Consider the following 26,531-nt stretch of genomic DNA (forward strand, 5'->3'; position numbering starts at 1 on the left):
CAAATGGGAGGAAGGTGGGGATCTTTTCAGCAACACAGCAACCGGGGGGCTCGTCGGCGTTGTCGACAGGGCGGCTTCCGCGATCCCCCGGGTCGGGACGCGCGCGACTCGTTGCGACGATCGTCGTCTCGCTCACCCTTTCGCTCTTCGCCGCCCTTGGCCCGGCGCCCGCGTTCGCGGAGCCGGCGCCGCCCGCCCCCTCCCCGCCGCCCGTTGCAGCCCCGGTCACACTCATCTCTCCGGTTGACGGTCAGTTCATCGACTCCGTCCCGTTTACGGTGTCTGGCACCAAGGCCGCCGGATCGACGATCCAGCTGCACGCCGGCGACAGCGGCAACCCCGTCTGCATCGTTCGCGCCGACGATTCGACGACTTTCTCGTGCACCGTGGCCTCGATCCCGCAGGGCCCGGCGGTGAGGCTGACGGCGGTCCAGCTCCAGGCCGGATTCGAACCGTCGACATCGAGCACGCCGATTCGGGTACTCCTGCCTCCGACCATCAACTCCCGCAGCTCGGAGCTCTCGAGTGGATTACTCGAGGGGTCGGGCTACCCGGGAGCGACGGTGACGCTGCGCACTTCGGACGGACGATCCTGGACAGCCCCAGTGTCGAGCGGCGGGAGCTGGGCATACATGCTTCCGGCGGAGATCCCCAGCGGCGTGCTGCGGCTGAGCGCTACCCAGTCCACCCCGTTCAGCGGCCCCGGCGGGTCTGCGGCGAGCGAGCCGGTGCGAGTCACGCTCGATCGTGATCCACCCCCCGCTCCCGTAATAACCACGCCGGAGGCGGGTGCAACTCTTCCCGCCGGCCCGGCCGCGTACGCGGGTACCGGCGAAACCGGGGCGACAGTCACAGTGTTCGCGGTGACGGCATCCGGAGCCGATATCGTGCTCTGCGCCGACGTGCTCGTGTCTGCCGGGCAGTGGAGTTGCACTGGCGCGGCGATGCCTGCGGGGAACGCGACAATCACGGCATACCAACGCGATGCCGCATCGAACACGGGCGTCGGGTCGCCTCCGCTGAAAATCTCATTCGGGCAAGCGGCGTCGACGCCATCGACTTCGCGTCCGCCGGCAACCGCGCCCGCGCAGAGCCCGGCGCCCGCACCGGTGGTGCCCGTCCCATCCGCTGCGCCGACTGAATCCGGCGCAATTCCTGCCCAGCCGCCAGCGCCCGAAGGACTGTGGGCAGACAAGACGCCATTCACAACAGCGGTGAAGAGCGCGATCGGACCGGGAACCGACCTCACGTGGCTCCGCGCCGTTCTCCTCGCCATCCTGGCCATCGGCCTCCTGCTGGTTCCCGCGCGCATGCTCGCGACGACGCTGACGAAGGGGCGGCCGCGCGCGAACGGCGCGGCCCGAGCTCCGCTCACCGGACGAAATCGCACGCCAACCCACGACGATCCCGATCCCCTCCTGGGATCGCCGGGCGCCAGGGTCAGAACCATCGTTGCCCTCAGCGTCGCCGGCGCAATCGTGCTCTTTGCCCGCCCGGTAGACGGGCAGCCGGTCTACCTTCGTGTGTTCGTTGCATCCGTGGTGGCACTGGTCATCGTCAACGCTGCTGCCACCTGGGTCCCCATCCGATTTGCCGCCTGGCGCCGGCTCGGCAGTCCCTCCCAGCGACTGTCGCTGCTCGCGTTTCCGGTCGTCGCCGCTCTCGCTCTGGTTTCCAGGGTGGCGGAACTCCAGCCAGCGTTCCTGTTCGGCCTGCTGTTCGTCGTCGGGTTGCAGAACGGAAGCCGCCGGGACCGCGGACAGCTGGGCCTTGCCCGGATCGGTGCGGTTTTCGCGATCGGTCTCGGGGCCTGGCTGGCAACCACACTGATCGGAACACCCGTTGGTTTTGCGGGCTCGTTCGCAGCTGAACTGGTCAACATCGTTGCGATGACAGCCCTCGGTTCGGCGGCGATCATGATGGTTCCGCTCAGCGATTTGAGTGGCCGGGCCGTCCTCAACTGGTCGCGGCCAGCCTGGTTCACGAGTGCCCTCGTTGTGTTCACCGTGCTTTTCGCGTTCCTCAGTCCGACGCTCGATGCATGGCAGGAGCAGGTCGCGGCAATCGCTGTCCTCGTCGTTCTCCTCACCTTCGGGGCCGTCGGAATCTCGCTCTGGCTGTGGCGACGGGTCGTCACACCGAATCTCTCCGCCGGCTGACCCTCTCGCGCGCCCGAACGCCCTCTGGCGACCGGCGTCGGCGGGTACCGGCAGAATGAGATCATGTTCATCGTGCTCGGCGGGTCCCCCACCGGCCGGGTGACCCTCACCGAAGTCGATTCGTCGGGTACAACGGTGAGCGCAGTGACGTTATCCCGCGACGAGTTCATTCCCGAAGTTGCGCGGCGAGAAAAGAGCCGGCCCCGCTGGGTGTGGGAGGATACCGCGCTCTGGTATCCGGTGCTGCTGAACGCGGGGATCACCGTTGAGCGCTGCCACGACCTCCGGTTGTGTCACGGCATCCTCCGCCGTGCCGAGGCGGCGCGCGATACCGGCCTCGCCCGGGCAGCACTCAATGCGTGGGACGACTCACCGGCCGAACAGGTCGCCGTCGGAACGATGCTCTTTGACGACATGACCGACCTCGCCGACGCGTCAGACGAGCCCGGGGACTCGAGGGGTCGCGACCCTGTGGCGGAGTACGCGCTCCAGCGTGCGACCCTCGATGTCATAGCCGAGACCGAGCCGGCAGCGGCGGCCAGGCTGCAGCTCCTCCTCGCCGCGGAATCGAGCGGCGCACTGATTGCAGAGGAGATGAGGGCACGGGGGTTGCCGTGGCGTGCCGATGTCCACGACCGGGCGCTGACGGAACTTCTCGGACCCCGTCCTCTGTTTGGTGGGCGCCCTGAGAAGCTCGAGGCTCTCTCCGACACCATCCGCGCGCTCCTGGAATCCCCCGGGCTCAACCCCGACTCGCAGCAGGACCTCCTGCGCGCCCTCAAACGTGCGGGCCTTTCGGTCACGAGCACGAGTAAATGGGAACTTCGCTCGCAGACGCATCCGGTCGTCGAACCCCTGCTCGAATACAAGAAGCTCTCACGGTTGAACTCCGCCAACGGATGGGCGTGGATGGACACCTGGGTGCGGAATGGACGGTTCCACCCCGAGTACGTGGTCGGTGGTGTCGTTACAGGCCGCTGGGCGACCCGGGGCGGCGGTGCACTGCAGCTGCCGGCACAGGTCCGCGGCGCGGTGATGGCCGACGAGGGGTGGACCCTCGTGGTTGCGGATGCCGCGCAACTGGAACCGCGAATCATCGCCGCGATGTCGCGCGACGAGAAGATGGCTGCGGCTGGCCGTCAGGGCGACCTCTACCAGGGACTCGTCGACGCCGGGGTCGTCGACACGAGGGCGAATGCGAAGCTCGCGATGCTCGGTGCGCTCTACGGCGCGACCACGGGCGAGAGCGCGCGGTTGATGCCGAAGCTCATGCGGGCCTATCCGCTGGCGATCGGACTGGTGGAACAGGCCGCCCGGTCAGGCGAACGCGGCGACCAGGTGAGCACGTGGCTCGGCCGCAGCTCCCCACACCCCGGTGCCGACTGGCAGGCGGCACAGCGCGCAGCGACCGGGTCCGAGTCCGGCGCGGCCGACGAGCGGCGCGCCCGGCAGCTGGCGAGAGACTGGGGCAGGTTCACCCGCAACTTCGTCGCCCAGGGCACGGCCGCGGAGTGGGCGCTTTGCTGGATGGCAGGGCTTCGCATCCGTCTTCGGGCACTCGCCGACGAAAGGGGCGAGCCTCACCTCGCGTTCTTCCTCCACGACGAAGTGATCGTGCACAGCCCGGCACACCTGGCTGACGCGGTTGCGGAGGCCGTTACCTCGGCCGCGGACGACGCCGGCCGTCTCCTCTTCGGCAGCTTTCCGGTGAACTTCGCGCTGACCGTCGTTGCGGTCTCGAGCTACGACCAGGCGAAATAGCCGTCATTCACGACTTCCTGAACAGGATCTCCACCGGCGCGAGCACACCAGCCTGCACGGCGGTAAGCAAGTTTCCCACCCGCCTCCCGGCATCCGGTCCGAGCACGAGCGGGAGCCCGAGCCGGGGCGGCCCCGGTGCGTCCGCGCCCTGGGCTGCGGCCCTCTGCATCTTCGTCAGGAACTCGATGCCGAGTTCACGCCGGTCCCGGCTGGCCCCCACGCTGAACCCGGCGGCGACCCCCAATTCGCCGTACGACACCGGTGTCGCGAGGAACGAGATGACGGCATCCGACGCCCAGGGCTGCGGATAAGTGACATCGCCCTCGCTCATGCGCATCACATCGAAGACAGCGAACACGCCCCCGCGCTTCAGCACACGGAACGCCTCAGCGAAGAGCCGGGCTTTGTCGTCGATGTTCATCCCAACGTGAAGGAGGGTGGCGCGGTCGAAGACCTCCGCCTCGAATGGAAGGGCGAGCGCGCTTGCCGTCATGAAGGTCACTGCGTCGCCGAGCCCGCAGCGCTCGGTCAACGAGATCGCCGTTCGGATGAATTCGTCGGTGACATCTACCCCGACCACCTCCGCCCCGAACTGCGAGGCGAAGAGCCGGGCTGGCCCGCCGATGCCGCACCCGACATCGAGCACGCTCATACCTCGGGCGATACCGGCAGCCTCCGCGAGCTCGTGCGCCGCTACGGCGCCCCCGACGTGCAGCTCGTCGACCGGAAACAGGTCACCGGGATCCAAGTGGTCGGGATCGAAGCCGGCTTCACGGAGCGCCTCGAGAATGACATCCTCGAGCTGGCCCGAACTGTAGTGCCCCGCTACCGCCGCTTCGATGTCCACGCTCGCCTCCTCACGATCTGGTGCGCGTGAGTCTACGCCGGGCACCACCGGTCCGCACGGGTCGCAAATACCAGTTTCTGGAGAGGCCAGGGTCGGTTAGCCCAGGGAGCCAGGCTGCGGTTCCTGAGCGCTCTGCTCGAGGGCCCGGATGAGGGATTGGGCGTCGTACGGGCCGGTGTGGCGACGACCGTTGACGAAGAAGGTGGGGACGGCGGTAATGTCCATCGCCTCGGCGTCGAGCATGTCGTCACGAACCCGGGCAGCGACCGCCGGGGACCGCAGGTCCCTTTCGAACCGCTCGACGTCCAGGCCGAGCTCCTGGGCACGCCGGATGATGTGTGACGGAAGCTGGTTTTCCTGATCGCTGAACAGGCTCCGCTCAAACTCGAAGAACTTCCCCTGCAGCCCGGCCGCCTCGGCCGCTTCCGCCGCAGCCAGGGCGTTCGGGTGGTAACGGGTCAAGGGAGCGTGACGCCATACGTAGCGAAAGCGGCCTTCAAGTTCGCGATGCACCTCTTCAACTGAGCCCGTGGCCTTAAGGCAGAACCCGCACTGGAAGTCACCGTACTCGACCAGCGTGAAGGGTGCATCTGCGGGACCGAAGATGTGGTCACGCCTGGGGTCGACCGGGCGCACCAGCGTGCGACCGATCTCTTCCGACGGGTGGAGACGATCAGAGATCCGGAAAATCAAGGCGCCGAGAATAAAAGCGATAACGGATGCCGTAAGCACGCCGACACGAGCTTCGTTTTGCACGGCCTCTTCGTCGATCGCGAGGGCGACGATGAAGAGAGAGATGGTAAAACCGATCCCGCTGAGGGCACCGCCTCCCGCCAGGCGGTCGAGGGTCAGTCCTGGGCCGAACTCGCCGACCCGAAGAAGACGCATGAGGGCGGTCGAACCGAAGACGCCGACCATTTTCCCCACGACAAGCCCGATGATGATGCCCCACGTCACCTGCGACATGGCAGCTGCAGCAAGGATCTCCGGGTTCAGCTGCACACCGGCGTTCGCCAGGGCGAAGAGTGGAAGGACGACGTACGCGATGTACGGCGCGGTGCTCGACTGAAGTCTCTCGTTGATCGAGATCGACTCGCGCAGGCTGTTGGCAGCGGCCCTCGCGTACTCCGAGCTGGGTGACTGCCGGAAGGTTCGTGCGAGATCAAGCGCGTGCTCCACTTCGCGGCGGTCCGGCCGGTACACCGGTACCAGGAGCGCGATCGCGACCCCGGCGAGAGTGGGATGCACGCCCGAAGCGAGGAACGCCAACCACACGGCGATGGCGAGTGAACCATAGACGAGGCCGCGGGCACTCTGCAGGTATCTGGTGAAGTAGACCGCCGTGAGACCGACCGCGGCGATCAGGAGCGGCACCGGGTTGAAATTATCCGTGTAGACGAGGGCGATGATGCTGAGCGCTCCAATGTCGTCGACGACGGCCAGCGCCAGCAGGAAAACCCTCAATCGTCCCGGTGCCTTCGGACCGATCAGCGCGAGCGCACCGACGAGGAAAGCGGTGTCTGTGGAGATCACGATTCCCCAGGCCTGCTCGTACCCCGATCCCGCGCTCACCAGCACGAACAGGAGCGCCGGCAGCGTCAAACCGGCGAGCGCCGCCACCACGGGCACAACGGCACGCGACCACGTTGTCAATTCGCCGATCGTGAATTCCCGCCGCACCTCGAGGCCGACCGAGAAAAAGAAAATCGCCATCAGGGCGTCGTTGACAAGCGCGTGAAGCGTGAAGTCCAGCTGAAGATCCCCGACGCTCAGCGTAAGGTGCGTGTCCCAGAATCCGTCGTAAGACCCGTGTGAGAGGTTGGCCCACGCGAGAGCGGCGACCGTCGCGCCGAGGAGCAGGAACGCGCCGACCCTGACTTGCCCCATGGAGCGGATGCGTTCCGCTATCGAAGGTCGCCGCCCGTCAAGTTTGCTTTGTTCGGGATCCGGAGACTGTTCGATTATTGTCAGGTTCGACATAGCCATATCCCTTCCGACAAGACGGGCTGGGTGCGACTTTGGTGACGATGTGCCCAGTTATAGACCCGACTGAACGGGCGCGCAACTGCGACCCGTGTTGTGGCGACCAGGAAAGAACCCTTTCCGAGGCCCTTTCTGTTCCGTCATGATGGGCGCAACGACGAAGGATACGAGAATATGCCCACCGAGCGTGCATCCCCGCTGTCGCCCCATTCCGCGGAAGGCAGCGACAGGCCTCCGACGCTGTCACCCAGGCCCTGGTGGGCGCGGATCACCGCGGGGTTCCTGTTGGCGTGCCTGGCCTGGCTGTCAGTCAGGATCGCCGCTGACGCACTGTTCGGGCCGGAATATTCGTTTTTCTCGCACATCGTTCGTGCGGGACTCACCCTCGTCCTGGTCGTCGTAGGACTCGCCGCGCTGTTGCGTTGGGAGCGAACACAGCCCTCGGACTACGAGCTGGGCTACCGGAAAGGGGCACTCTGGGCTCTGTCGGTCGGGGCGCTCAGCTATCTCGTCCCGTTCGCCCTCGCCACATCCGTCGTAGTCGGATTCAATCTCGCCCAACTGGAGGTGACCGGAACCCCGCTCATGGTGCTCGGCCAGGGGCTGGTCATTCTGGCGCTCGTGATCCTTTACGAAGCAATTCCCGAAGAGTTGATTTTTCGCGGATACCTGTTCCGGGTGTTGTCCGAGCGCCTGCCGATCTCGCTGACGATCGTCGTTCAGGCCGTACTGTTCTGCGTAGCCGGCATCATCGTCGGTGCGGCGCCGACTCTCGACCGCGTGCTGCTGTTCTTTGTCTTCTCACTGACGCTGGGCTACCTGCGCCACGTCACGGGGACTGTCTTCGCCACCATCGGGTTCCACGCGATGTTTCAACTGTGTGCCCAGTGGGCGCTCGGCGAGCAATGGGCCACGCTCACCGTCACCGACGTCAGCGGCTGGTTCGCAATCGCCGCGCTCGGCGTCGTCCCGTTCGCGTTGGCCCCGGTTGTCGCGGGATTCTCGATCGGGTGCGCAGGGGGCGGATCAGTGACGAGCTTTAGGCACCGACGCCAGGCCACAACCCTCAGCGACGCTGATCGGCTCTTCGGAACTCCGACAGCAGTGTCTCCACATCCGTTGCCGTCTTCTCCGTCGCATCCGCTATCCGTCGCAAGGAACCGGTGACGCTGATCGCCGTACCGACGATTACCAGTACGATCCCAACGAAAATGATCTCCATGTGCTCAATGTAACGGGCGTGTGTCGCTCGCCGAGCGATTCAGCGCTCAGATTTCAGCTCGTTGAGAATCCTCAAGTCGTGCACGTCAACCTGTCGCGGCTGGTACCCCTGACGGAAACGCAACTGCTGCTCGACGGAGAGACACGGCACAGTGACCCCTTCGACGGTTCCCGTCGTGAATCCGTCCGCGGTGTACACAAAGCTCGTGCCCGCGAGCCCCCTCTGGACCCCGCTGTTGTCGGGCGCGAACTCGACAGGATGCAGGTCCACTCGTCTTCCGTCGACTGCGGTGAGCTCGAGTCGTGAGGGTAACCAGTCGACGGTCGTGACGAAACCCTCGCCGGTGAGGAGCGAGAGAAGCGCGCGAAGGTGGCGGGCATCGACAGCGAGGTCCAGATCGCCGTGCTCGCGGGTCTGCCGACCCACTGCCGCATCGACCGCCCAGCCCCCTGCAGCCCACACGCTGATCCCCGCCTGCGCGACCGATTGGAAGAGTGCGACGACGTCGTTACCGCGCATTACCTCGCCCCATCTGTCGACACTCCTGCCCACAGGTCTACCGGCAACGGATCCGGAAGGCGAGTGGTGCGGCGTCACGGTGTCACGCAGCGAGGCGCGGCCGCCGGACTCCGCGCTCCCATCGACCTCACAAAGGGCCCTTCCCCACAAGCGGGTCGCGCCTTTTACTGAGGCCACGACTCGTTGGAACAGAGGAGACGGTATGCGTGGCGTAATGATGTATGGACCAGGAGATGTTCGAACCGAAGAGCGCGAGCCACCCCGGATTATTGAGCCAACCGACGCAGTCATCCGATTGTCCGCTACGTGCATCTGCGGTTCCGACCTCTGGCCATACCGCGGCGAGGAGCCCCTTTTCACCACTCCCCAGGCGATGGGGCACGAATACGTTGGCGTCGTCGAGCAGATCGGGTCGGCCGTGAAAAACGTCAGGGTCGGTGACTTCGTCGTCGGTTCGTTCGTGGCATCCGACAACACCTGTGACATCTGCCTGGCCGGGTACCAGTCGAGATGCATACACAACGTGATGATGGGATCAATCGGCACCCAGGCCGAACTCGCGCGCATTCCGCTGGCCGATGGAACCCTGGTCGCCACCCCTGGCCAGCCGGACGGTGACCTCATCCCGTCGCTGCTGGCCGCGTCGGACGTGCTTGGCACCGGTTGGTATGCCGCGACCGCGGCTGGTGCCGGACCCGGCAGGAGCATTGCCGTGGTCGGTGACGGTGCGGTTGGCCTTTCGGCGATCCTCGCGGCGAAACTGCTCGGAGCGGAGCGGATCATCGCGTTCAGCCGTCATCCCGACCGTCAGAACCTGGCCACCGCCTTCGGTGCAACCGACATCGTGGAAGAACGGGGCGACGCCGGTGCGGCCAGGGTCAAGGAACTCACCGAAGGTTATGGCGCCCATGGCACGGCAGAGGCGGTTGGGACCCAGGAATCAATGTGGCAGGCGATTCACAGTACGCGCCCGGGAGGCTACGTCGGATACGTCGGTGTCTCGCACGGAGTCGAGCTCGACGGCTTACAACTGTTCTTCAGCAGCGTTCATCTGCACGGTGGTCCGGCCCCGGTTCGCCACTACCTTCCCGACCTCATCCAGCTGATCTGGGACCGCAGCATCGACCCGGGGAAGGTGTTCGATCTCACGCTCCCGATCGAAGATGCGGCCGAGGGCTACCGGGCGATGGACGAACGCCGAGCGACCAAAGTCCTTCTCACCTTCTGACGGCTCCGGGTGCTGCAACCCGAGCGTTCACCGCTAGTGTCGAGTCGTGTTTGCTCATGAGACAGGTACCGGCAACCCGGTAGTGCTCCTCCACGGATTCGGTCTGGATCATCGATCCTTACTTCCACTGGAGCCGACGTTCGAGCGCTCCGGACAGTGGCAGCGCCTGTACCTCGATCTCCCCGGCGCAACCCGGTCGCCGGCGGGGGCGGTGCGCAGCTCCCAGGACGTCGCGGCCGCGGTGACCGAGGAAATCCGTGCCCGCGTCGGAGATGAGCCGTTTGCCATCCTGGGGAACTCATTCGGAGGGATGATCGCCCGCTACGTCGCTCACGAACTCCGGCAGCAGGTTCTCGGACTGGCCACCATAGCGGGCGTCTTCATCGCACAGCGCGGCGAACGAACCGTGCCGCCGCGAACGGTGCTGACAGAGGACCCCCGCATCGTGCCGCTTCTCGGTCGAGCGCTGGACCAGTACCGGGAGGACGCCGTCGTCGAATCGACGGATGACGCACGAGCGTTCCTGCAGCACATTTTGCCCGGCCTCGACGGCGCCGATCATCGTGCCCTCGATCGCATTGCGGAACACTACTCTTTCGACCGCGAACCCGAAGACGCCCACCCCGAACCCTTCGTCCAGCCCACGTTGCACATCACCGGCCGGCAGGACGACGTGGTCGGTTATACGGATGCCTGGAACCGGCTCGATCACTACCCGCGTGCGTCGTTCGCCACGCTCGATGCCGCAGGTCACAACATCCTTCTGGAACAGCGCGACCTGTGTTCGGCCCTCGTCGCGGACTGGCTCACAAGAATCCGGCGGGATAGCTAGCGGGACTCTGAGCGCGCTGATCGAGGCGGCAGGAGATCCACGCACTCCGGTCGGAGCGGCGTGAGGATCGCTTCGGCGAGGTCCTCCAGTTGCTCGGTCTGCCGGTTCTCGAGAAGCTCGAACACCCGGGCACGGACTTCCGCGGCGTATCCGGGCTCCACCTCGGTGACAAGGCGCGCCCCTGACTGCGTCAACCGTGCACGGGTCTTGCGCGCGTCCACCGGGTCCGCGCTGCGGGTGAGGAGGTTGCGTTTCTCCAACCGGCCGACGATCCGGGACAGGTGCGACGGTGTCACGCTGGCGGTGGCAGCCAGGCGGCTCATGTGGACTTCGCGGTCCTCGCTGACTGACAAGCAGCGCAGCACCCCGTACTCAGCGTGGCTGAGTTGCGCGGACCGCTCCAGATAGGTATCCAGCTCCGCCGGCAACCACATCATGACGCCCACCAAAAGCGACCACGTTCGGTCCTGCTGCGGAGAGAGGTGATCTGCTTCAGACATGATCACATACTACCTTTGCTTGCCACGGAAAGTAATTCCGGTATAGAGTTCCTTTCCGCAGCAAGTATCTGCTGCATCGTTCCCACCAGAAAGCAGAACTCCTATGCGCGCTGCCCGTTTCCACTCGTACGGAGCCCCCAGCGTTCTCGCCGTCGAGGACGCGCCGGAACCTCATGCCGCCGAGGGCTCGGTTCGAATCAGAGTGCACGCCACGAGCGTTAATCCCATCGACGTTCTCCTGCGGGCCGGTCATCTCGCGCCGTTCCTGCCCCTGTCCCTGCCCGCGATCCCTGGCAGGGACGCCGCAGGTGTCGTCGACGAAATCGGTCCGGGTGTAACGGGCACACAGGTCGGTGACGTCGTGTTCGGCCTTGGCGGAGTCAGCGACACCACCGCCGAGTTTGCGGTCCTGACTGCCTGGAGCGCCGTCCCTGACAGTTGGTCGACGGCGCAGGCCGCCGCCGCGGGGCTCGCGTCCGCCACCGCCGCGGGCGTTATGGACGCTTTGGGCGACCTGAACGGTAAGACGTTCCTCATCGAGGGCGCTTCAGGCGCCGTGGGCAGCGCAGCCGCAGCATTCGCCCTCGCCGCCGGCGCCACCGTCATCGGCACGGGGAGCGAGAGCAACCATCCGTTCCTGGAGTCGCTCGGTGTTACCCCGACGACGTATGGCCCGGGTCTCGCTGAGCGCGTCGCCGCCCTCGCGCCAGACGGCGTGGACGCAGTCCTGCATTCAGCCCCGTCCGACTCACTGTCGGATCTGCTGAGCATCGTCGGCGACACCTCGCAGGTCGTGACCGTCATCGACGACCAGGGGGCCGCGCAACTCGGCCTCAGGAAAATCGACGCCCGCAACGACTCGGCCCTCCTGCGATACGCAGCCGCGCTCGGGCAAGACGGGTTGTACATGCCCCGCGTCGACCACGAATTCTCCCTCGCTGACGTCGTCGCGGCGCACACGCAGGCCGAGAGCGGCACGGGCAAGGTCGTTGTCACACTGCCCTGAGCGGCCGGATGTCTCGGCCCGACGGGCGAATTACTCGCGTGGTCGGAATCGAAGGGCGACCGCCCCCGAGCGGAACTCGTGGCGATTTACGAGCTCGAGCTGGATGTGCTCGCGCAGACCGGCGAGCAGCGTCGGGCCGTGGCCGGCAAGGACCGGTTGCACCAGGAACTCGTACTCGTCGATCAACCCCAGGTCTGCCAATGCCAAGGGAAGTGTCACGCCACCAACCCACAAGCCCTCGCCTGGCTCTTGCTTGAGCCGCTGAACCTCTTGTGCCAGGTCGCCTTGCACCAGCTCAGCATTCCAATCGACTCCGCTCAGCGTGCTCGACACGACGTACTTCTTCGCCCGGTCCATGGTCTCGGCGAATGGCTTCTCCCAGTCATCCATCCAGTCAGGCCACATGCCAGTGGCCGGCTTCCGCCACGCCGACTCCATCATTTCGTAGGTCACCCGGCCGAACAGCAGGGCGTCGGCTCGCTCCATCTCAGTGGTCCAGTAGCGCATCGACTCCTCGTCCGGCGGGAGCCCTGCCTCGTGATGGCAGCAGCCATCGAGTGTGACGTTGATCGAGTATCGAAGCGGTCTCATCTCGTTGCTCTCCATTGATGCGCTGCATGCTTCGCCGGACCGACGCTCAGCCAGACCAGTTTTTGCTTGAACTGCTCATCGCCGAGGATAATCGAGCCCGCCGTTTAACGGCAGTGTCAGCGCACGGATCCCACGTGGCCACGGGCCGCCGGATTAAGTGGAGACGTCGCTTGAAATCTCGAGATGCGCGCGCAATCGGTCGAGGACGTCGCTGACGCTGTGGCCGTCCCACAGAGGGGCCGTTGGGGTCTCCGGGCTCACGCTCGCGCAGCCCTCGCACGATCCTTGATCGCCGCGATGACGTCGGATTTCGCCGCGGCGTAGTCGTTCGAATCGTTCCACCGCCGGGTCATCAGGCTTTGCTTGACGTCGGCGTACAGGGCTCGATCCTCAGCGTCAGACCGGAGGTGATCGCGCAGAAGTAGATATTCAGATACCGCGACGGCGCCCCGTTCGTAGATGTGCACGTGCACGTCACGACCGGGGGTGCGGACGAGGCGATGGCCCGGCTCTCGGGTGCGCAACTCGTAACCCGCCGCCACCAGTTGGTCGAGATAGTTCTCTTCGGCGGTGATGTCGGTGACCACGACGACGATGTCGATGATCGGCTTCGCTGCGAGGCCAGGGACCGACGTTGACCCGATGTGCTCGACATCAATGTCTTCCCCTGCCAGCGCTTGAAGGATGTTTGCACGATGCGTGAGATAGTCCGAAGCCCACAGCGGGTCGTAGTCGCGCAGCTCGACGTGGAGTGGTTCAGGGCCGCCGACGAGTTCCAGGGACCTGACATCCTCCCGGATCGATTTGTTCTCGATTTTCATCAGGTGTTCTCCGAGCCTTCGGCTGTACCCCTTTCGGTCGAAGAGGGCAGCCCGCAAACATAACCCAGCACAGCTACCACGTGCAAGAACGTGCCATGTAGACACGCACCGGACGGTTCTTACGACGGCCGCGCGGCTGACGCAGAGAGCTCGAAGACGATCTCCAGTCCGTCTTCCTCGTCCCACTGCTCCCCCGTCTCAACGAACCCGTAGCTGCTGACAAGGGCTCGCGAGGCAGTGTTCTCCGGACTGATGCTGGCACGGACCGTACGCACCTCAGGATGGCCCTGCGCAACAGCAAGCAGCGTCTCCAGCGAACGCCTCGCATAGCCTCGTCGACGCAGTAGAGGGTCGACTCGATAGCCGACCTCCACCATGCCCGCCTCGTCGGGTGCGCCGTGGAAGCCCGCTACACCTACCGGCGATGTGACACGAGGGTCGACCATCAATCGGCTAATCCACGGGGCATCCGTCGGCGTATCTGCGATCTGTTTGCTCCGCATGCGCCACAGGCTCCGGCACTCAGGACCCGCCAGATACGGCGACACGAAGCGAGAATCGAACGGGGCGGATTCGCCTGCTGCCAACGCGTGCAGGACGTCCTCGGGTACGGCGTCGAGGTGGAGTTGCGATTGGCTGGCCTCGGGGTGCACCCAAGGGGAACTTGTAATCGTCATTTCCAGCAGTCTGCCATGGACCGACGAGCCGAAAACCGAGGATGCCCGGATGTGAACGGCGTTGAATAAGTACCCCCGGTGGGACTCGAACCCACACTGGAGCGATTTTAAGTCGCCTGTCTCTGCCATTGGACTACGGGGGCGTACCCATCCAGCTTATGGGGAGCGCAGGTGCGCCGAGAACAGGGGTTAACCACGAAGAGCCCGATCCAGACACGGATCGGGCTCTTCGACAGAGAACTTACTTGGACGCCGCTACGGCTTCCTGCTCAGGCTTTGCGGCCGCAGGTGCCGCGGGAGCGACAACGGGAGCCTCGTCCGCGGGCTTGGCCGCCGGCTTCGGACGGGAAGCGAACTCCTCGAACGCCGCCCGTGGCCGCTCCACAGCGGAGATACCAACGATGTCGCGGCCGAGGAAGACGTTGGCGACCCAGCCGCCGACAACCCGGAGCTTGCGCTCCCAGCTCGGCATGGCCAGTCCGTGATAGCCACGGTGGGCAACCCAGGCAGGCAGGCCCTTGATCGCGATCTTGCCCGACTGGAAGACACCGATTCCGATGCCGAGACCGGCAACCGCTCCGAGGTTCTTGTGCAGGTATTCCTTGGGCTCTTCTCCGCGGAGAACCGCGACGATGTTCTTGGCCATGAGCTTGCCCTGGCGCACAGCGTGCTGAGCGTTCGGTACGCAGAAGCCACCGACTCCGCCACCGGAAAGGTCAGGAACGGCGCTGATGTCGCCAGCACCCCATGCATCGGGGATGATGTCGTCTGCGGTACCGACGCGGAGGTCGGGACGGACGACGAGACGACCGCGCTCTTCAATCGGAAGGTCGGTGTTGCGAACGATCTGCGGGTTCGCCATGACACCGGCTGTCCAGACGATGAGGTCTGACTCGAAGGTCTCGCCGGTGGAGAGCTGGATCTTGCCGTCGACAGCGGACTGAAGCTGGGTGTCGAGGTGGACGAGTGCGCCCCGCTCCGCGAGGTTCTTCAGGACCCAGTGGCTGGTCTTGAGGCTGACCTCGGGCATGATGCGGCCCATCGCCTCGATGAGGTGGAACTCGACATCGTCGAACGACAGCTGCGGGTAGAACTTCAGCAGCGAGCTGGCGAACGAACGCAGTTCGGCGAAGACCTCGATACCGGCGAAACCGCCGCCGACGACAACGAAGTTGAGCAGTCGCGCCCGCTCCGGCCCGGCCGGGAGGCTCGCGGCCTTGTCAAAGTTGGCGAGAACGCGGTCGCGGATGGCAACGGCTTCCTCGATGGTCTTGAGCCCGATGGCCTGGTCGGCCACTCCGGGGATGGGGAAGGTGCGGGACACAGCGCCACCGGTCACGACAACGACGTCGTAGTCGAATTCCCACGGCTCGCCGACGGCCGGCGTGATGGTCGCCTTCTTCTCGGCGTGGTTGATGTTCGTCACCTTCGCGGTGACGACCGTGGTCTTCTTGAGGTGACGACGCTGGGCAACAACCGCGTGCCGAGCCTCGATGGAACCAGCGGCGACCTCGGGAAGGAACGGCTGGTAGGTCATGTACGGAAGCGGGTCAACGACCGTGACCTCTGCTTCGCCGCGGCGAAGCCACTTCTCGAGCTTCCACGCTGTATAGAAACCGGCGTAGCCGCCGCCGACGATAAGGATTTTTGGCACGGTGAGAATTCTCCTACTGAGGGTCGCAAGGACTCAAACAGGCTACTACCTGCGAGCCACCCGCTTGAATTGCCGGGTGGCGCCTATGGCACCGAGCACTACTAGGGTAGCAGTTCCGAGGAAGACGGCGAGCGGAATGCTCACGTACAGCAGGGATTCGGTGGTGGGCAGGAACGGATTGTGTGCGTCCGCCACCTTTTCGATCGGGGGCAGCGCAGGCACGCTTCCCTTATCGGTGGGGATTTCGGGCGGCTCAGCCTCGGCCTTTCGGTGCTGCGTGATCCAGGCCGCGAGGTCGCCCATCGGATTCGCATCCACCGGTTGCACCTCCGCCGTCACAGCCCGCGCCGCGTTGACGTATCCGTATCCGTAGATCGGGCTGGGCACGTCGCCCTGGTCGGCCGCCGGCGTCGCTGTGGCGATCAGCCGCTGGATGACGTTGGCGGCATCCATATCCGGGTACTTGGAACGCACGAGAGCGGCGATGCCGGCGACGATGGGCGACGCCCCGCTGGTTCCCGCCCAGGACACGTACGATCCATCGGGCGAGACCCCGACGAGTTCCTCACTGGGCGCCGCGACAGCGAGGGTGATTCCCTGGCTTGACGCGTTCCAGCTGGCAGCGCCGGACGGATCGACTCCAGCGACCACGAGGACACCCGGGATGGTGGCTGGCGCGCCGATCTGCTCGGTACCGCTCCCCCGGTTGCCAGCGGCCGCGACGACCACAACATTGTTCTCATTGGCGTAGCTGAACGCTTCGTCCCAGCTTTCTGGCCAGTCCAGGGTGTTCGTTGTCAACGACATGTTGATGACATCAGCGCCATTGTCGACAGCGAATCGAACGGCATCCGCAATCTGGTCCGCGAACGGGACTGTCGAGCCACTCGACTGGAAGCCGACCGAGATCGAAATGAGGTTGGCCTCCGGCGCAGTGCCGATGACACCGTTACCCTCTCCGTTGCCGCGGCCGGCGGCGAGTGATGCGACCCAGCTGCCGTGTGGGTTCTCGTCAGCGCCACCGACGGGGGTCCGACCGTCAGGGCTGCCGACTCCCGAAGCGTCATGCCCGGCGACAACCGCGCCGTTGAACTCGGCCGGTCCGTTCGCGATCCCTGTGTCGATCACCGCGATCGTGGTACCAGCACCCCGCGTGGTATTCCACGCCTCAGTGACGCCGTAGTTCGCGAGCCAGTATTCGGCGTCCCTGACCGGATCCGCTTGAGCGGGCGTCACTCCCGCCGTGACTGAGCCGAACACGAACAGCGCCGCGAGCGCGGCGGGCAGAACACGGTTCTTCGACGGCACAGCATTACCTTCCGGTTGCGACCTCGACGGAGTAGTCGACGCACTGGCAGACGTCAGGGCTCCACTCGGCACGGTCAAGAGCACGATCTCCGATCGGGTTCACCCCGGGCCCCGCAGCGAGCGCATGCCCGACGAGCGCGTGGAGACACTTCACCCTGACCGGCATTCCGCCCGCGGAGATCCCGGCGATTTCAGGGACAACAGCGATGCTCTCCCGATCGGCGATGTAGGCATCATGGGCAGCGGCGTACTCTTCGCGGACGCCCTCGTCCGACGCGAGCAGTTCGTTGTACTCGCCCATCACCTGGGTCGCCTCGAGGGTCGACACTGCAGCGGTCGCTGCCGGGTGGCTGAGGTAATAGAAAGTGGGGAACGGCGTGCCGTCGTCGAGTCGCGGCGCGGTCGAAACGACTGTAGGAGCACCGCACACGCACCGCGCGGCGATTCCGACGACGTTTCGCGCCTGGCGCCCGAGCTGTGCGGAAACGATCCGGATGTCTTCGTCCGAAACGGGCCCGAAAGGCGGAGTAGTCATCTCTCCATTATCCCTGTCCGGAACCGGAGACAACGTCCGCGTACCCGGCGCTCACGAGCGAGCTCAACATGGACTGGGCCCAGTCCACCTTGGTCTCGGTGAGGCTGTCGGTCACTTGCGGTTCGTCGTCGCCGAACAGTCCGGCATCGACGTCGTTGATCACAATGAAACTGATCTCACCCGGGTTGACGTAGTACAGGCGGTCCCTCGCCTGGGTCATCACGTAGGTGCTGTCGTTCCAGCGCTCGCGCTCATCGCGGATCTCGGCGATCTCGGCCTCGTTCTGGTCGACGGATTCCTGGAGAGCCGCAATCTGCTGGCGTTGTTCGATGTACGCCTTGAGGTTCGGCCCGACGACGATGACGCCGAGGACGACAACCCCCATCATCAAGAGGGAGAACCCTGAAAAACGGATGCCGCGAAGCCAGTTCCCTGTTTCGCTCTGGGGCACCGGCACACCGGGCTGTGGCGCGCGGGCCGTACGACCGGCACGAGTGCCGCTCGGGTGGGGACGCTTTGCCACTGTTCCGGTGCCTTTCGTGTGCGTTGTCGTACTGTTCCTGCTGAAAAAACGAGCACTCCCGGTGGCGCACTGCGCCACCGGGAGTGCCGAAAATTACGCCGTGAAGCGCGGGAAAGCGCTGCGGCCTGCGTAGACCGCCGACTCACCCAGCTCTTCTTCGATCCTCAGCAACTGATTGTACTTAGCAACGCGCTCCGAACGAGCAGGCGCACCGGTCTTGATCTGACCCGCGTTCGTCGCGACCGCGAGGTCGGCGATCGTCGTGTCTTCGGTCTCACCTGAGCGGTGCGACAGGATCGCCGTGTAGCTCGAGCGCTGCGCGAGGGCAACGGCGTCGAGAGTCTCGGTGAGGGTACCGATCTGGTTGACCTTGACCAGGATCGAGTTCCCGACCTTGAGGTCGATGCCCTTGCCGAGGCGCGTGGGGTTGGTGACGAAGAGGTCGTCTCCGACGATCTGGACCTTGTCGCCGAGCTCGGCGGTCAGGTGCTGGTAGCCCTCCCAGTCCTCTTCCTCCAGCGGGTCTTCGATGGAGACCAGCGGGTACGCGGCAACGAGCTCTGAGTAGTACGCGCTCAGTTCCTGGGCGGAAAGCTGCTTGCCCTCGAACGTGTATGAGCCGTCCTTGAAGAACTCGGTCGCTGCGACGTCGAGCGCAAGCGCGATGTCTTTACCCGGGGTGTAGCCGGCGTTGGTGATCGCTTCGACGATGAGGTCGAGCGCTGCCCGGTTGCTCGGCAGGTTGGGAGCGAAACCGCCCTCGTCACCGAGGCCGGTTGCGAGTCCCTTTGACTTGAGCAGCGCCTTGAGCGCGTGGTAGGTCTCGACGCCCCAGCGGAGGCCCTCGGAGAAGCTCTCGGCGCCCAGCGGGACGATCATGAATTCCTGGATGTCAACGTCGTTGTCGGCGTGCGAGCCACCGTTGATGATGTTGAGCAGCGGCACGGGAAGAACGTGCGCGTTGGGTCCACCGAGGTAACGGTAGAGCGGAAGGTCAGCGGCATCCGCTGCAGCCTTCGCGACGGCGAGGCTGACACCGAGGATGGCGTTCGCGCCGATGCGCTCCTTGTTATCGGTGCCGTCAAGTTCGATCAGGATCTTGTCGAGGAGGCGCTGGTCATCTGCTTCGAGACCTTCCACCGCCGGGCTGATCTCGTCGAGGACAGCGTCCACGGCCTTGAGGACGCCCTTGCCCTGGTAACGGTCTGCGTCGCCGTCACGCAATTCGTACGCTTCGAATGCTCCGGTGGACGCGCCGGACGGGACAGCCGCCCTCTGGACGGTTCCGTCGTCAAGCAGAACTTCGACCTCGACGGTCGGGTTGCCCCGGGAGTCAAGAATTTCGCGAGCGCCTACAGCCTCAATGAGTGCCACAGTATTTCTCCTGTTCAAGGTGGTGCCAGTGGATTGTGTGGAGCGACGTTGACCCGCTGCCAGTCTAGCCATGCGCGTTCGTCCGCGGCGGGGGCTGTTGCTGCCGACGAGCCCATGCATAGGCGTCATAATTGCAGGCCGTGCACAACATACGACCGCGCTCTGTCACATGCTTTGTAGAGTTCCTCAACAAATGTTCGCCATCATGTACGTGCCTCGATAACACTGTTAGCTTCGGCCCTGCTGCCAGGGCCACGTCCTCGGGCGCGCATCATTGTCGATGCGAGCCACCCGAGAGCCGGTCACAAACCATGCCTGGCAGTGCGTGACCCTTGCACAGCCCTTGCCCAGCCCCGCCGGTTCTTCCGGCACCCGAACTGACGGTACGTCAACGAAGACAGCTCGAGTTCCGCCCTACACACGGGAACCCTGTCCGATGCCTTCGAGGCGCGCCCGCAGACAGGAGTTTCCTTCGTGAGCAGAACAACCCCGTCAGGTGAAGCACCAGTGCTTGCCTGGAAGATTTCGACAGCGGTCCTTGCCGCGCTGATGCTTGCCGCCCTCGTGTTCTTCTTTTACTTCACGCAGAAGATCACCGACGGGGCCGCGCAGCTGACAGCAGGAGCGTCCAAGGCAGCGGATGGCGCGACGCAGCTTTCTGACGGCGCTGGCGACCTCGATGACGGAGCGACGACGCTCGCAACGGGCGCGCAGAGCGCTGCTGACGGCGCTGTCACGCTGGAAACCGGGGCCCAGACCGCTGCCGACGGAGCCGCGAAGCTGGCGACGGGGGCGCAGAGTGCCGCCGATGGCGCCGTGACCCTGTCGAATGGCGCGACGACGGCGGCTGACGGTGCCGCGAAGCTCTCGACCGGAGCAACCAAGGCCGCAGACGGTGGTAAGACACTCGCCGCAGGAACCGCCACCGCATCCGGCGGTGCCAGCCAGGTCGCCGATGGCTCCACGTCACTGAACGCCGGCGCGCAGGCCCTCTACAACGGGCTGTCCACCAAGGTGGCGCCTGGCGCGACCCAGCTCTCCGCGGGCGCCGCGAAGATCAAGGACGCAATCGAGGCGAAGCTCCACCCGGGTGCTGTCGAGGTCGCGACCGGTGCCGGCCGGATCAAAACGGCGATCGAAACGAAGCTACATCCCGGAGCGGTAGACGTTGCGAATGGAGTCGCTGCGGTCCACAAGGGCGTCGAGGACGCGAGCAAGGGTGCCGATAACCTCAAAGCGGGTACGGCGTTGCTCGCACCCGCTGCCGCGGCGTTGAACGAAAACGTGCCAACTCTCACGCTTGGAGCCGGCTCGGTTACGGCCGGTGCGCAATCCGTCGCGGCCAACCTCAACGGACTCATCGCGCAACTGAAGACGAATCCGGGCGCGGACCCGGCGCTCATTCTGTCTCTGGAGGGAATCGCAAAGGGTGCCGACGGTGTCTCCGCAGGAGCCAAGAAAGTTTCGGATGGTCTCACCGCCCTCGCACCCGCGGCAGCCGGCATGGCGCAGTTCCCCGCGGTTGATGCCGGAGCAATCAGCATCGCTGCCGGTCTCGGAGCGACACCACCCGGAGTGTACGACACCCTCCCGCGCGGAGGACTGCTCCATAGCCTCCCCACCTTGAGCGGTGGTGCAGCTCAGATCGCCGGAGGACTCAGCGACACTCCGCCGACGCTCAAGGCCGATGGTCAGCCGGATCCTGAAGCGCCGGGAGGGCTGCTGTACGGCGCGAATGCGCTCGCAACGGGCGCCGGCCAGATCGCAGCCGGTCTCGGAACAACAGCTCCAACGGCGGGCCTCGAGTCCGGCGGGCTGCTCTACGCGACCAACCTCCCGGCTCTGACCGCGGGCGCTGATGTGCTCAACGCGGGCATCAACAACGAAGTCCTCCCCGGAATGGTCAAGCTCCGCGACGGAAGCGTCACGCTCTCTGCGGGGGCGGCATCGCTCTCCGCCGGCGTGAACAAGCTCTTCACCGGCGCAACAACCCTCAATGCGGGACTCGCGGCCCTGCAGACCGGTGCATCCACGCTCTCCGCGGGCAACGACAAGCTGGCAACGGGCGCTGCGACCCTGTCGACGGGCACAGACGCACTCGCCACCGGGTCCGCCACGCTCAACACGGGCCTGGCGGCACTGTCGGCGGGCTCCACCAGCCTCGCCGACGGCACGTCGAAGCTGGCGGACGGGGCAGTGACGCTCAACGACGGCACGGGAACCCTCGCCGACGGAGCAGCATCCCTCGCCGCAGGCAACACGCAGATCGACGATGGCAGCGCCGAGCTGCACAGCGGGGCCGCGACATTCAGCCTCGCCAACCTTGTGGGTTCACCGCTGATCTGGATCGTGCTCCTCTCGATCCTCGCCCTCGGTGCCGCGGCGCTCATCATCCGCCGCATGATCGCTGCCAACCAGCAGGAGGCGTAAGCCACACGAAGAGAGGCCGCCGGACCGGATACACCCGGGCCGGCGGCCTCTTCGTTTCCTCGGTGTCAGCCCAGCGGCTTGATCTCCAGATCGCTGACGGATGCCGTTTGCTCGGTGACGAAGGCGAACGAGCTGAATCCCGCGGTCTCGACCCGGGCGAGCAATGCCTTGAGATTCTTGACGCGCGGCTCAAGCCGTACCCGGCGCCCCTCGGCCACCAGTTCGGCTTTCAACGAGACGAGCCGCACCGGCGGAACCGACTTCTCGTAGACGAGGACGAGCGAATCAGCGGCGGATGCCTCTGGCAGCTCGATGAGGTCCACAATCCGCTCGAAACCAATGGAAAACCCGGTAGCCGGAACGTCGGAGCCGAGGAAGCGGCCGATCATGCCGTCGTAACGCCCTCCGCCACCGAGTGAATAGCCCAGTTCCGGGTGCTCGATCTCGAAAATCGGGCCGGTGTAGTACCCCATGCCGCGCACCAGGAACGGGTCGAAGACGACGAACGGTGCGTCCCCAACCTCGCGGCCGGTCGCGGCCGCGTCGGCCTGCTCGGCTGCGACGCCGATGGACGCCAGTTCAGCGATGACCGCGTCGTCGATGCCGTCGGGCAGCTGGGCACGAATCTGCGCTTCGCCGAATGGCCCGGGGTTCTCGGGGGCGACCCGGGTGAGGAAGAGCTCGAGTGCGTCAACGGCGGCGGATGTCGCGCCGCGGCTTCGCAGTTCCTCGAGCACTCCCCCGACGCCGACCTTGTCGAGCTTGTCGATCGTGATGAGCACCTGTGACCGCTCGGCGGACTCAAAACCGAACACGTCGAGCATGCCGGTGAGCAGTCGCCTGTCGTTGATGCGCACGCGGCAGCCCGTCAGCCCGAGCTCGCGGAGCGCAGCTGCGGTTGCGGTGAGCAGCTCGATCTCGGCGAGCGGACCGGCCTCTCCGATGATGTCGATGTCGCACTGCACGAACTGGCGGTAGCGGCCCTTCTGCGGGCGTTCCGCCCGCCACACCGGAGCGATCTGGATCGACCGGAACACCGGGGGCAGCTCCGCGCGGTGCGTCGCGTAGAAGCGGGCCAGCGGCACGGTGAGGTCGAAGCGAAGTCCGAGGTCGGTCAACGAGGACAGGTCCCCTGTGTCCACGGCCTGGGCCAGGTCGTCCGGCGTGAGGCCGCGCTTCTGTACGTTGAAGGCCAGTTTCTCGTTGTCGCCGCCGAGGCCGGAGTGCAGCCGCGCATAGTCCTCGACAACCGGCGTCTCGATCTCGTCGAAACCGAAGTTCGAATACACCCGGCGGATGACGCCGAGTGCGTGTTCTCGCCGCGCCTTCTCTGCCGGGAGGAAATCCCTCATGCCGCGGGGAGGAGTTACGCCAGGAGCCATGCATCAATTCTGGCATGCACCGAAGCCGTGGCCCGCCGCACGGCTGAGCGCTGTCCCAGAGTCAGCCGGCGTCAGTCGGCGTCGGGCATCTTGCTGTCGGGCGAGTCCATCGTGGCGGGTTTCCCAGCTCCAGCCCGCCGAAGGTCATCCTGCACGTCACGCAAGGTCGCGCGCAGGGCGCGCTCAGGGTCGAGGCCCTGCTCCTGCGCACGCGACGCTATCGACAACAGCAGCTCACCGAGTTCTCGTTCGTCGTCAAAAACAGACGATTCGACGGCATCCGTTTGCCGCGGGCGCAGCCCGGCCTGCTTCGCGCGTCCGAGCACCTTGTCCGCGAGCGCGAGCGCCGGCATCGACTGGGGTATGCCCTCGAGGATGCTCGTCCGCGTCGCTTTCTCGCGCGCTTTCGCGGCACGCCAGACCCGGTAGACGTCGTCAACGGTGAGGGCGACTTCGTCGCCGAAGACATGCGGATGCCGGCGAACCATTTTCTCGTTCGCGACACGGGCAACGTCGTCGAGACTGAATTCCTCCCCGGGCGTGCGACGCGCGATCTCGGCGTGGAAGACCACCTGCAGGAGGACATCGCCGAGCTCTTCGAGCAGATCGTCCCTGCCACCGGCTTCGACGGCGTCGATGAGCTCGTAACTCTCCTCGACGAGGTAGGTGACGAGCGACTCGTGGGTCATCGACTGGCTCCACACACACCGGTCGAGCACGGTGCTCATCGAGGCGGCGAGCGCGGCCATCTGCGCAACAGATCCGTCACCGTCGGGCGCCTCCGGCGTGTGGCCCCCCGCTGCGTCCCTGTCGACGGTCACCGGCGGGAGCGTCCGGTTCGCGCGACCACTGTGCGGACAAGCAGATCGCGCAGGTCTGTGAACGGCGGGTAGATGAGCCTGAGGGTGTCCGGCTTCAACGGCTTCGAGAGCACGGCCTTCTGGTGGCTGAACGTGTCGATCGAATACTTGCCGTGGTAGCGCCCGCTGCCGCTCGGGCCGACGCCACCGAACGGGAGCCGCGGGACGAGGAGGTGCGCAGCGGGGATGTTCAGGCCGACAGCACCAGACGAGGTCTCCCTGAGGAACCGGCGTTCGACCGACTTGCGCCCGGTGAAGACGTACAGCGCGAGCGGCTTGTCGCGCCCGGTGATGAAGGCGATTGCCTCGCTGACACCGGAGACGTGCACGATCGGAAGGATGGGGCCGAAGATCTCGTCGGTCATCAGCGCGTCATCCGCCGTGACACCGTCGACCACGGTTGGCGCTATGTACCGCGACTGAGTGTCGACGTCACCGCCGATGGCGATCGGACGGTCGGCGATCAGAGCGGCGAGGCGCTCGAAGTGGCGGCCGTTGACGATTCGGCCGAGATCGACACTCTCCTCGGGCCGAGTTCCATAGAACTCGGTGATCGCGTTCTTCAGGTGGGGCAGAAGCGCGGCGGCCGTTGCCTTCGTCGCCAGCAGATAGTCGGGCGCAACGCAGGTCTGACCGGCGTTGAGCATCTTGCCGTAGACGATCCGTCGTGCCGCTCCGGCCAGGTCGGCGTCGTCGTCGACGAACACCGGCGATTTACCGCCGAGCTCGAGGGTGACCGGGGTGAGGTGCTCCGCGGCGGCGCGCGCCACGATACGCCCCACCTGCCCGTTTCCGGTGTAGAAGATGTGGTCGAACTTCTCCTTGAGCAGTTCGGTGGTCTCGTCCACCCCGCCCTCGACGACCCTGACAGCGGACGGATCGACGTACCGCGGAAGAAGTTCGGCCAGCAGCGCCGATGTCGCCGGAGCGAGTTCACTCGGCTTCACGAGTACGGCGTTGCCCGCGGCGAGTGCGCCGATCAGCGGGACGAGTGTGAGCTGTACCGGATAGTTCCACGGTCCGATGACGAGAACGACTCCGAGGGGTTCCCGGATCACCTTCGCGAACGCCGGGGCGACGCTCACCGGAACCGTCACGCGTGAGGGCCGAAGCCATGACCGCAGGTGACGGAGGGTGTAATCGATCTCACCGATCACGAGTCCGAGTTCGGCCAGCTGGGCCTCGGTCGGGTTCTTGGCCAGGTCGGCACCGAGTGCGTCCTCGAGCTCTGTCCCCCGCTCGACGAGCATGCGCCGCAGCGCGCGGAGTTGCTGTACGCGCCAGGCCAGCGGCTTCGTTGTCCCGCTGTCGAAGGTTCGGCGGAGATCCACGACGGTCGTCTGGATCTCTGTGCGGTAAACGGATGCGGTGGCCTCGGTCAGCGTCACGCCCTCGACTCCTTCGCTGGTGTGGTGGCGGTAGCCGGGGTCGCGGCGTGACCGGTGAATGCGTCCATGCTCGAGTACACGTGGAACACCCGGTCTGCGACCTGGTCCCAGACCGCGGTCGGAAGGACACCCTTGAGGCCGCGCGCGAGCGACACCGTCCACGGCGTCAGCCGGAACGGCTTGCCGGAGAGCATTGCCTGCCAGGCCCGGGAGACCGCGACGTCCGGCAGCAGGACAGGCGTCATCAGGGGGCCACGAGCCCCCTCGAACATGCCGGTGGCAACGTAGGACGGGCAGAAGGTCGTGATTTTGACGTGGCGGTTTCCGGAGCGCTCGAGCTCGAGGCGCACGGAGTCGCTCCAGCCGATCAGCGCCCACTTCGAGGCCGCGTACACGCTCATTCGCGGGTTGGACAGTGTTCCCGCTGCGGATGCGACGTTGAGAACGCGCTTCTCACGCGCGGCCTCGGTGATCATCGCCGGCAGGAACTCCCTCGTGACGTGCATCGGGGCGAGCGCGTTGATGCGCATCGTCGCTTCGGTGTCGCGCTCCGGGTCGGTGTTCCAGAAATAGTCGTTTCCCCGCACGATTCCTGCGTTGTTGATGAGCACGTCGGGTACCCGGCCCGCCCCGAGTTCGTGACGGGCGGCATCCCGAACATCGTCGAGCTTTGAGACGTCGACCACCCTGGTGTGCACGAGCGTGCCGTAGCCGGAAAGCTCGCTCGCGGTTGTGTCGAGGGCGAGCGCATCGATGTCCCAGAGGGTGACCGATCCGGCGCCCTCGCGGATGGCTCGTTCCGCGTACAGCCTGCCCATTCCCGACGCACCGCCGGTGACCAGGACCCTCGCGTTCGCGACTGAAAATGCCATGTAGAACCTCCGTTGGCTACTCAAAGCCAGACTACTGATCTGTGCCTGAAATTGCTGGT

At 65.6% G+C, this 26,531-nt stretch carries 23 protein-coding genes and 1 tRNA gene; 7 read left to right on the forward strand and 17 right to left on the reverse strand.

The window, feature by feature from the left end; translation table 11 throughout:
- The first annotated feature begins 14 nt into the window (after nucleotides 1–14).
- Together AC1X6S_RS04905 and AC1X6S_RS04910 are read left to right on the forward strand one after the other, a co-directional pair.
- Nucleotides 15–2,159 (forward strand): hypothetical protein, encoded by a 2,145-nt coding sequence (locus AC1X6S_RS04905; RefSeq protein ID WP_483404655.1) that lies wholly within the window; start codon nucleotides 15–17, stop codon nucleotides 2,157–2,159.
- Nucleotides 2,160–2,222: 63 nt separating this feature from the next.
- Nucleotides 2,223–3,920 carry a bifunctional 3'-5' exonuclease/DNA polymerase gene (locus tag AC1X6S_RS04910; protein WP_483404656.1) on the forward strand — a complete coding sequence of 566 codons (1,698 nt, stop codon included), beginning with the start codon at nucleotides 2,223–2,225 and terminating at the stop codon, nucleotides 3,918–3,920.
- Nucleotides 3,921–3,927: 7 nt separating this feature from the next.
- Here the strand turns inward: AC1X6S_RS04910 and AC1X6S_RS04915 are convergent, their stop codons facing one another.
- Both AC1X6S_RS04915 and nhaA read right to left on the reverse strand, forming a co-directional pair.
- Nucleotides 3,928–4,767, reverse strand: coding sequence for a class I SAM-dependent methyltransferase (locus AC1X6S_RS04915; RefSeq protein ID WP_483404657.1), 840 nt, complete (start codon nucleotides 4,765–4,767; stop codon nucleotides 3,928–3,930).
- Nucleotides 4,768–4,863: 96 nt separating this feature from the next.
- On the reverse strand, nucleotides 4,864–6,747 hold the full coding sequence (gene nhaA / locus AC1X6S_RS04920; RefSeq protein ID WP_483404658.1) for a Na+/H+ antiporter NhaA: 1,884 nt from the start codon (nucleotides 6,745–6,747) through the stop codon (nucleotides 4,864–4,866).
- Between the two features lie 177 nt (nucleotides 6,748–6,924).
- Here nhaA and AC1X6S_RS04925 point away from each other — a divergent pair, with 177 nt between their 5' ends.
- Nucleotides 6,925–7,917, forward strand: coding sequence for a CPBP family intramembrane glutamic endopeptidase (locus tag AC1X6S_RS04925; protein WP_483404659.1), 993 nt, complete (start codon nucleotides 6,925–6,927; stop codon nucleotides 7,915–7,917).
- Between the two features lie 94 nt (nucleotides 7,918–8,011).
- Here the strand turns inward: AC1X6S_RS04925 and AC1X6S_RS04930 are convergent, their stop codons facing one another.
- The gene (locus AC1X6S_RS04930; protein WP_483404660.1) at nucleotides 8,012–8,491 is read right to left on the reverse strand and encodes a nucleotidyltransferase domain-containing protein; all 480 of its coding nucleotides are present in this window, start codon (nucleotides 8,489–8,491) and stop codon (nucleotides 8,012–8,014) included.
- A gap of 202 nt (nucleotides 8,492–8,693) precedes the next feature.
- On the opposite strand from AC1X6S_RS04930, the gene AC1X6S_RS04935 reads away from it, so the two are divergent.
- Together AC1X6S_RS04935 and AC1X6S_RS04940 are read left to right on the forward strand one after the other, a co-directional pair.
- Nucleotides 8,694–9,719: a zinc-dependent alcohol dehydrogenase family protein gene (locus tag AC1X6S_RS04935; RefSeq protein WP_483404661.1), complete on the forward strand. Its 1,026-nt coding sequence runs from the start codon at nucleotides 8,694–8,696 to the stop codon at nucleotides 9,717–9,719.
- 46 nt (nucleotides 9,720–9,765) lie between these two features.
- Nucleotides 9,766–10,551, forward strand: coding sequence for an alpha/beta fold hydrolase (locus AC1X6S_RS04940; RefSeq protein ID WP_483404662.1), 786 nt, complete (start codon nucleotides 9,766–9,768; stop codon nucleotides 10,549–10,551).
- Here AC1X6S_RS04940 and AC1X6S_RS04945 read toward each other — a convergent pair.
- Complete coding sequence (locus AC1X6S_RS04945; protein ID WP_483404663.1) at nucleotides 10,548–11,051, reverse strand: MarR family winged helix-turn-helix transcriptional regulator; 504 nt, start codon at nucleotides 11,049–11,051, stop codon at nucleotides 10,548–10,550. The genes AC1X6S_RS04940 and AC1X6S_RS04945 overlap by 4 nt on opposite strands.
- Nucleotides 11,052–11,154: 103 nt before the next feature.
- Between AC1X6S_RS04945 and AC1X6S_RS04950 the strand changes: the two genes are divergently transcribed.
- Entirely contained in the window at nucleotides 11,155–12,057 is a 903-nt protein-coding gene (locus AC1X6S_RS04950) for an NADP-dependent oxidoreductase (RefSeq protein ID WP_483404664.1), read from the forward strand.
- A gap of 30 nt (nucleotides 12,058–12,087) precedes the next feature.
- Here the strand turns inward: AC1X6S_RS04950 and AC1X6S_RS04955 are convergent, their stop codons facing one another.
- From AC1X6S_RS04955 to eno, 9 genes are all read right to left on the reverse strand, one after another.
- Nucleotides 12,088–12,648, reverse strand: a complete 561-nt coding sequence (locus AC1X6S_RS04955) for a dihydrofolate reductase family protein (RefSeq protein ID WP_483404665.1) — start codon at nucleotides 12,646–12,648, stop codon at nucleotides 12,088–12,090.
- A 257-nt stretch (nucleotides 12,649–12,905) separates the two neighbouring features.
- Nucleotides 12,906–13,469, reverse strand: coding sequence for a GrpB family protein (locus tag AC1X6S_RS04960; RefSeq protein WP_483404666.1), 564 nt, complete (start codon nucleotides 13,467–13,469; stop codon nucleotides 12,906–12,908).
- A 119-nt stretch (nucleotides 13,470–13,588) separates the two neighbouring features.
- Nucleotides 13,589–14,146 (reverse strand): GNAT family N-acetyltransferase, encoded by a 558-nt coding sequence (locus AC1X6S_RS04965; RefSeq protein ID WP_483404667.1) that lies wholly within the window; start codon nucleotides 14,144–14,146, stop codon nucleotides 13,589–13,591.
- Nucleotides 14,147–14,216: 70 nt separating this feature from the next.
- Nucleotides 14,217–14,289: transfer RNA gene (locus AC1X6S_RS04970), tRNA-Leu, on the reverse strand.
- A 98-nt stretch (nucleotides 14,290–14,387) separates the two neighbouring features.
- Nucleotides 14,388–15,800: an NAD(P)/FAD-dependent oxidoreductase gene (locus AC1X6S_RS04975; RefSeq protein WP_483404668.1), complete on the reverse strand. Its 1,413-nt coding sequence runs from the start codon at nucleotides 15,798–15,800 to the stop codon at nucleotides 14,388–14,390.
- 45 nt (nucleotides 15,801–15,845) lie between these two features.
- Nucleotides 15,846–17,108, reverse strand: a complete 1,263-nt coding sequence (locus tag AC1X6S_RS04980; protein ID WP_483404669.1) for a S8 family serine peptidase — start codon at nucleotides 17,106–17,108, stop codon at nucleotides 15,846–15,848.
- A 4-nt stretch (nucleotides 17,109–17,112) separates the two neighbouring features.
- Entirely contained in the window at nucleotides 17,113–17,643 is a 531-nt protein-coding gene (locus AC1X6S_RS04985; protein ID WP_483404670.1) for a DUF501 domain-containing protein, read from the reverse strand.
- Nucleotides 17,644–17,650: 7 nt separating this feature from the next.
- Nucleotides 17,651–18,166, reverse strand: coding sequence for an FtsB family cell division protein (locus AC1X6S_RS04990; protein WP_483404671.1), 516 nt, complete (start codon nucleotides 18,164–18,166; stop codon nucleotides 17,651–17,653).
- A gap of 93 nt (nucleotides 18,167–18,259) precedes the next feature.
- Nucleotides 18,260–19,540, reverse strand: coding sequence for a phosphopyruvate hydratase (gene eno, locus AC1X6S_RS04995; protein WP_483404672.1), 1,281 nt, complete (start codon nucleotides 19,538–19,540; stop codon nucleotides 18,260–18,262).
- A 474-nt stretch (nucleotides 19,541–20,014) separates the two neighbouring features.
- On the opposite strand from eno, the gene AC1X6S_RS05000 reads away from it, so the two are divergent.
- A complete protein-coding gene (locus tag AC1X6S_RS05000) occupies nucleotides 20,015–21,970 on the forward strand; it encodes a beta strand repeat-containing protein (RefSeq protein ID WP_483404673.1) in 1,956 nt (651 codons plus the stop codon).
- 65 nt (nucleotides 21,971–22,035) lie between these two features.
- On the opposite strand, the gene hisS is transcribed toward AC1X6S_RS05000, so the two are convergent.
- The 4 genes from hisS to AC1X6S_RS05020 all read right to left on the reverse strand — a co-directional run bounded on the left by hisS (nucleotide 22,036) and on the right by AC1X6S_RS05020 (nucleotide 26,472).
- A complete protein-coding gene (hisS, locus tag AC1X6S_RS05005) occupies nucleotides 22,036–23,352 on the reverse strand; it encodes a histidine--tRNA ligase (protein WP_483404674.1) in 1,317 nt (438 codons plus the stop codon).
- Nucleotides 23,353–23,423: 71 nt separating this feature from the next.
- The gene (locus AC1X6S_RS05010; protein ID WP_483404675.1) at nucleotides 23,424–24,173 is read right to left on the reverse strand and encodes a nucleoside triphosphate pyrophosphohydrolase; all 750 of its coding nucleotides are present in this window, start codon (nucleotides 24,171–24,173) and stop codon (nucleotides 23,424–23,426) included.
- Nucleotides 24,170–25,600, reverse strand: coding sequence for an aldehyde dehydrogenase family protein (locus tag AC1X6S_RS05015; RefSeq protein ID WP_483404676.1), 1,431 nt, complete (start codon nucleotides 25,598–25,600; stop codon nucleotides 24,170–24,172). The genes AC1X6S_RS05010 and AC1X6S_RS05015 overlap by 4 nt, the downstream gene beginning before the upstream one ends.
- On the reverse strand, nucleotides 25,597–26,472 hold the full coding sequence (locus AC1X6S_RS05020) for an SDR family NAD(P)-dependent oxidoreductase (protein WP_483404677.1): 876 nt from the start codon (nucleotides 26,470–26,472) through the stop codon (nucleotides 25,597–25,599). The genes AC1X6S_RS05015 and AC1X6S_RS05020 overlap by 4 nt, the downstream gene beginning before the upstream one ends.
- Nucleotides 26,473–26,531 lie beyond the last annotated feature (59 nt).

It is taken from the genome of Mycetocola sp. Y442 (genome assembly GCF_056898615.1).